Origin of the sequence: Lentibacillus kimchii (assembly GCF_042666895.1) — a bacterium.
Lineage (GTDB): Bacteria > Bacillota > Bacilli > Bacillales > Amphibacillaceae > Lentibacillus > Lentibacillus kimchii.
Genome location: NZ_JBHTGR010000014.1, coordinates 1 through 4,459 on the forward strand (window position 1 = coordinate 1; position 4,459 = coordinate 4,459).

Here is a 4,459-nt window from a genome sequence, read left to right on the forward strand (position 1 = left end):
TAGTTCAACTACCATTATACAAGATTTGGGGAGGTACTTCCTTTTTTACGTTTTTAAGTCCTTGCGCCGCAAGGGCTATGAATTATGAAATTCGCTCAAATAATAAAATATTAAAACTGTCACTAGCAAAATGTTTATTTATGAGATTTTCAAACTTAATCATATTTCTATTCCATATTAGTTTTCCGTAATATATATATGTACAAGGATATTCAACATCACTAACATCAACCACTAATTCATATGATGGTAATGTGTTGTTTTCTGAATACATTGCTGTATAGATACTTTCTAACACATTATTTCGATCATAAATATACAAACTAATTCTAGTATCTTTATCACTCTGATGATTTCTTAGAACCCTTAATATATCTTCCTCCCATTTTCTATTAAAAGCTAAGGTAGTCGATATATTTTGTGATATTTCATTATACTTTGCCTTTTGTTGTGTATTATAGAAATCAATGAATACATCGGAATTTCCACCATCAAATCCAACTATCTCTTTAATGATTTGTTTGTCTGTTAATCTTATATCACCTTCAATAAAACCAAATCTATTAACTTTAATTACTCTCCAAAAATTTAAACTGTTTGCCAATCCTTCTGGAGTCTCACCCTCAACGAAGTAGTCAAGTTCTTTGTCCTTAATTTCTGTTATAGCATTCATGATCTCCGTAATAATCTCCTGCTCAAGGTAATGTCTCTCAACCTCTTCAGTTCTTTCTTCGTGCTGACTTATATATTCATTAACAACATCCCTACAATGAGATTCATTTTTACAATCTAAATCATCAATAATATCCCAATAACGTTCCAAGCTTTCTTCTAATAATGTAAAGTAAAGGCAATAAGGGTTGGGATATTTACCGTCAACCATTGCCTCTTTTTCTAAGAATACAAAATTAATAATTCCTATTTCTTGAACTTTTTCAGACAAAATAGCTAGAAGTACTTTCATTGTATTATCAGTTTTGCAGTAAAGTCCTAAGTGCATCGCTGAAAACTTCCTCAAGAGGGGGGGGGTTATCGGTTCAACTTTGGTTTTGCTATCGGGAATAAAATGATCGTCAATACTAATGTCGTACCCTTCTACATAATAATTAGTTCTTGAAATCATTTTTGAAAATGGCGTTAATAGTTCTTCCCAATTTGTAGAAATAATTATTATTCTTATCTCACTATCCTTTACCTTATGTTTTTGTTTCAGTAATGCTGTATATTTAATCACCTCATGAATTGCTTGTCTTGATGCTTGTACAGACCTTTTAAGTTCAATTATTACGAAATTACTTTGAGAATCGGTCGCTAAAATATCAATATATCCTCTAGACCCATCGTTATTAGGTAAATAATACTCTTTGTCAATTAACTGTAGCCCTTCTTCGATAAAATTTAAATTATCAGCTAGGTAGTCTCTAATTACTTCTTCGCCCCTTGTCATCAAAACCCTCCGATTAAAAAAATAACTTAAGTAATCCCCGTTTATTACACAGGAAAATTACACCACGAGCATCAATTTATATGAAAACGGTTAACCGTCGATTTATCTTAAATTCAAGCCTTCAACATAATGGCCTGGTTCAGGCACAGCGCTTCTTTAACACTGTGCTCGTTTATTTTAATCGTACTTATTTATTCTAATTACACACATCGTATAATTAGGCGTTCATTTAATCTCGAAAATACATCATAAATAATTATTATAATAAGCAGACGGAAAGGTAAGAGCAATGTCCGTGTTAAATTATAAATAACCAAAATAAATATCATAAACTAAAAGGTGCTTTAAACACATCAGCTTATCGCCGAGGTCACGTGTAAAGCTTTTGATTTGCAGACTCGAAGGTATTTTTAAGATTTATTTTACGTTTAAAGTTTCCTCTGGAAGTTATGATTGTTAATGTATGAATCCCCGGTTGGATACTTTCTTTATTATGCATCCAAAGATGAAGATGTCCTCGTTCGCTCGTATATGGTTCAAGCGTAAATATTGGTTGGAGATAATGTAAAGGATCATGAGAACTGCCAAATAAGATTTCACTGCCATTATCTGGGGTTACTTTGTATGTAGGATTTGTGTATGAATAAGAATTAAAGTACATGGCCCCATCCATTCTAAGTTCCAAAACGGAAAGTGGAAGCGAGCTATTATTAGTTATTATAATTTCTACTAAAGTAATGCTTGTCATATTAGGCTCGTGTTTTTTATTTTTCGATGAATTTGATGCTAACAACCCATCATACGATTTCAATATCCAATTTCTATCTTCCTGAAGTTGATGAATTTTTATTTTAGCATTGCTTCTCCAAAGGCTCGTCATAGCAACAATTATTGAAATAATCAACGAGATAATACTAAGAACAGCTGCTATAATTTCATATGGCATTTAACCCCACCCCCCTAAATTGGTATAAACATACTCTTTAATAATCCACTTATTAACTTTTCTATAAGTAACTTCTTGAATTTTTCCAGTCAAATGTCTAGGAGCTGAATAGCTTGAGTCATCTATCAGCAACTGTAAGAAGAATAATTTATTCTCTTCGCTATTTAATAAGTTATCTAATTCATACCACCCTGAATAATAGATGTTTAAATCATATGTTGGAAAAAATTCAATTCCATACTGTCATTAAACTTAAAACACTTTAGATCAGTGCGATAGTTCCACAACTCGGACAAAAGTTAAGTCAATGGTGGCGGGTTGCTGAATTCGCGCTGATGAATAGTGACTCTTTTCCTGTGTGGTAAATTGGGTTGGCATTAATTGTAAATTGTTTGTCACACACTGGTACAAAAGATGGCGAAGGTGGTAAAAAACGCTTAGCGTAATCAATGTATAAAATCACACTATCAAGAACGAACATCTTGTCTTACGTCTATTGTTGAACCTAAATACTAGTGGTCGAAATTGAAATAAGTTTGGAATTATTGATATTATAGGGTATTACACAAGGCATGTGTAAAATGGCTTATATATAGCTTAACTCGAATCGAGATAACCTTGATACTTTTTGGTATGAAGATGTGTTGTTGCTATTCATGGAATAAAGATAAGTTATAAACTTGTACACTAATCCCCACTAGAATACTTCATTTTCTGTGTAGTGGTTATACTTAATCTTACGTTTAATCAGATAATTTTCAATGAATTTAACATAGTCTTTATTGATAGTTTCTATCTTGTTTAATAAGTCTGAATGTCTTAAATTGCTCTGAAGTAGATAATTCATTGAAACAACACCATCTCGAAAAGTAAATATTCTTTTGCTAAAGAGATAGTTCAACATTTTGCGTATTCGCTGACCATTATCAGTAACTATCTTTCTTCTCTCCAATAATCTATATACTTTAATGTAAAGTATTGTAAACATCCTAGGGTTGAATAGAATGAATCTCCAATCATGTACAATTTGAAGCAAATCTCCTGCATCCATTTTTACTATTTTGTTTGAAAAGACTATATGAGTGAGAACTTTACTTGCATCTTCTCCACTTATAGACAAGTAATTCTTCACAAGGTTATTGTATGCATTTAAGTTTATACCTTCTGAGTCTTCTAAATCGTTCAACTCTTGAATTAAGTTCACCATATCCCCATTTTCAATAATAGATTTTGTTTTCTTCTCTACTTGTTTCTCTATAGAGAATGATGTTCTTTCGCCATAATCAGTTACAAATATTTCATGACCATTTTCAAAATCACCTGCACTAAGTAGTTCCGTTTTATTAGTATTTAATATGAGAGAATCATCCCATAATAAAGAATTAAGTTCATCTATTAAAATGTTTTTTTCCCTGGAACTTGAATCCTTCAAGAAGATAATATACATATCATCTACAAACCTAATTAAATGAAGATCTTCTCTCTTGAGAATTTGGGATAAACTATCATCAAAACTATTCAAATAAAATTGTGACAGTATCGAAGAAGCTATCGAATAATGTAATTGAGGTAACGTGTTAAAGGAGCAAAAATCAAAAAACTCCTTCAAATCATTAACAAGCTTTTCTTCCTGTACAATATTTCTGAGTTTACTAATTAATTCTGAGACTTTTATAGAATTAAAGAAGTCTTTTAAGTCAATTTTTACTGCTTCATGACCAAAGTTTTGCTGTTTAGATTTTTGAAAGTTATTATAGTTTTTGTTAAAAGAAGCATTCTTTTTGATATCATCTTTTTTACTACCAAGGTCTAATATTCCTGAATAAAAAACGTCCATATTTTCCCGAGAAAAATCCAATAAGCTACTTGACTTTAAATAATCTCTAGCAACTTTGAATACCAAAAATGTATAATAGCAATAACACATTGGATTAATTAAATACATTTCCCTTGGTGTAAAAGTATAATGGACCCAAGATTTTAGACACGAAAAAAGGAGATGTTAAGGTAGGTATATGAAACGCAAAAGATATACACCAGAATTCAAATCACAAATCGTGTTGGAA

Annotated in this window: 3 protein-coding genes; all 3 read right to left on the minus strand. The window is 31.2% G+C overall.

Features of this window, described 5'->3' with window-relative positions:
- Positions 1-82 precede the first annotated feature (82 nt).
- The 3 genes from ACFQU8_RS07540 to ACFQU8_RS07550 all read right to left on the minus strand — a co-directional run bounded on the left by ACFQU8_RS07540 (position 83) and on the right by ACFQU8_RS07550 (position 4,296).
- Positions 83-1,447: an endonuclease NucS domain-containing protein gene (locus ACFQU8_RS07540; protein ID WP_382358598.1), complete on the minus strand. Its 1,365-nt coding sequence runs from the start codon at positions 1,445-1,447 to the stop codon at positions 83-85.
- A 370-nt stretch (positions 1,448-1,817) separates the two neighbouring features.
- A complete protein-coding gene (locus ACFQU8_RS07545; protein ID WP_382358599.1) occupies positions 1,818-2,393 on the minus strand; it encodes a hypothetical protein in 576 nt (191 codons plus the stop codon).
- A 697-nt stretch (positions 2,394-3,090) separates the two neighbouring features.
- Complete coding sequence (locus ACFQU8_RS07550) at positions 3,091-4,296, minus strand: reverse transcriptase domain-containing protein (RefSeq protein ID WP_382358600.1); 1,206 nt, start codon at positions 4,294-4,296, stop codon at positions 3,091-3,093.
- Positions 4,297-4,459 lie beyond the last annotated feature (163 nt).